A 2,184-nucleotide genomic window follows, 5' to 3' on the forward strand; every position below is an offset into this window, starting at 1 on the left:
GTGCAGCGTCCACGTCCGCTGGCCGGCGTCGTTCGTGCCGGCCTCCGCAAGGCCAGCCTCGGCCGCGGCCTCGAGGCCGTCGAGCGTGTACTCGATGGGTGTGAACGCGAAGCCCGCGGGGTTGCCGCCCGCCTGCGTCGACGGCGTCACCGCACCGGTCGACACGGGCGTGCCCGTCGGATCGGCGTCGTTTGTGATGACGAACTCGTACGTCGAGCCGTCAGCCCAGCCCTGCCCCTCGATGGCCTTGGAGCCTTCGAGCACCAGAGAGCCGGACGCGTCGTAGGCGTTGGCAAACGTGGGCGGCACGTCGCCCGCACCGTCGTACGAGACGCTCGCGACGAGCTCGTGGGCGTCGTTCTCGCTCACGGTGACCGTCGCGTGGTGCACGGAGCCGTCGTACGAGACGCCGCCCAGGTCGCCCGGGCGCTCGGCGATCGTGTAGTCGTACGTACCCACGGTGTCGAAGCTCAGCGCGGAGAACACGACCGTACCGTCGGCAGCGTTCGATGCACTCGCCAAGGGCATGACCTCACCCGAGGCGATCTGATCCGCAGAGAGCGTCCCCTCGTACAGGTCGAACGCGAACTCGCCCTCGGCCAGGTCGCGGCCCTCGAGCGCCTTGTGCGCGCCAAGCTGGGCCTCGACGGCCTTCGGCGCATAGCCGTTCGTGAACGAGATGCCCGCAACGGGCGCAAGATCCCCGCCCTCGCCATCAGCGACGCCGTAGAACGCCGACGCACTCAGCGTGCCGTCGCCGTTGTCGGTAACGACGACAGTGACCTCGTACACGAGCGCGCTGTACGTGATCGTCTCGTCGGCACCGGATGCCGGAATCTGCTCCGTCACCTGGTAGCGATACGTGCCAGGCGTGCCGTAGGCGATGGCGCCGAACGAGAACGTCGCACCGCTGTTGGCAACGACCTTGGCAGGCGTACCGTCCTCGCCGGCAGAGGAACCCGCAGGCATCGGGACATCGGCCGGGGCCAGCTCCGCGCCGTCGACCAGCGTGCCGGAGAGCGCCGCCAGTTCGAACGAGAACGCGCCGGTCACGGGCGAGAGCGTCGTGCCGTGGTCGCCGTTGTCGATCGCCTTCGTGCCGCCGAACTCGACCTCCGTCGGGGTCGTCGTATACGTGTTGTCAAACGCCGGTAGACTGGGCTGATCGAGCGTCGAGGCCACGCCATCGTAGGACACGGCGGCGCTCAGCGTGCCGTCGTGGTTGTCCGTCACGGTGACGACGACGTCGACGATCTTGTCCGTGTAGCCGTAGCCGCCAGCCGAGCCAGCGCGCTCCGCCAGCGTGTAGCGATACGTGCCGGGGCGATCGTAAGAGATGGGCGCAAAGTCAACGGCGCCCGTCTCCGCGTCGCTGTACACCGTCATGGAAGAGCCTGCCACGCCCCAGGGAAGCGGCGCGCCATCCAGGGCCGTCAGCGTAAACGCAAACGACTGGGGCGCAACCTGGGCTCCGGGAAGGCCGCCGTTGACCGTCTTCACGGCACCGAGCTTAACGCTCGTCGGCACCACGTCGTAGCTGTTCGCGAAGCTGAACAGCGCGAGCGGGGCCGCCGGGGCAAGGGCGACGGACAGGCCGGCGTCCCCGTTGTCGACAACCGTGACCGTGAACGTCCTCTCAATCGCAGCGTCGTTCGTCACGCCCGCAGCCGAGCCGGACTCGGCGACGGTGTACGTGAACGTCCTGGACGCCTCCCCGCCCAGGTCGGAGCGGTGGAACGTGATGCTGCCGAAGTCGACGGAGCCGTCGGCGGCGTTCGTGGCGCTCGTCACACCGCCCTCGGGCATGGGAGCGCCGTCGGAGCCGCTCAGCGTGAACGTGAACTTGCCGGCGATGTCGGCGAGCGTCGTGTCGGTGCCAGCGGCGTCGAGCACCTTCGTGCCGCGGACGTTCACGCTCACTTGGGCGTTGTCGAACGTGTTCGTGAACGAGACAGGGTTCGTGGCGACGCCAACCCACGCGCCGTCGGCCGTCTCCGCATGGGCATCAAGCGTGCCGTCACCCTCATCGGCCACCACGACCGTCAGGCTGACGGAGCCCGTCGTCGCAGACATGCCCAGCGGCAAATCCGACGTGTCCTCGGCCACCGTGTAGTGCAGCGTCCACGTCCGCTGGCCGGCGTCGTTCGTGCCGGCCTCCGCAAGGCCAGCCTCGGCCGCGGCCTC

General features: G+C 68.9%; 1 protein-coding gene. It reads right to left on the reverse strand.

What is annotated here, in order from left to right; translation table 11 throughout:
- Positions 1–2,184: hypothetical protein (locus KHZ24_11885; protein MBS5451886.1), on the reverse strand; the 2,184-nt coding region annotated here is incomplete at both ends.

It is taken from the genome of Coriobacteriia bacterium (assembly GCA_018368455.1).
GTDB lineage: Bacteria > Actinomycetota > Coriobacteriia > Coriobacteriales > UMGS124 > JAGZEG01.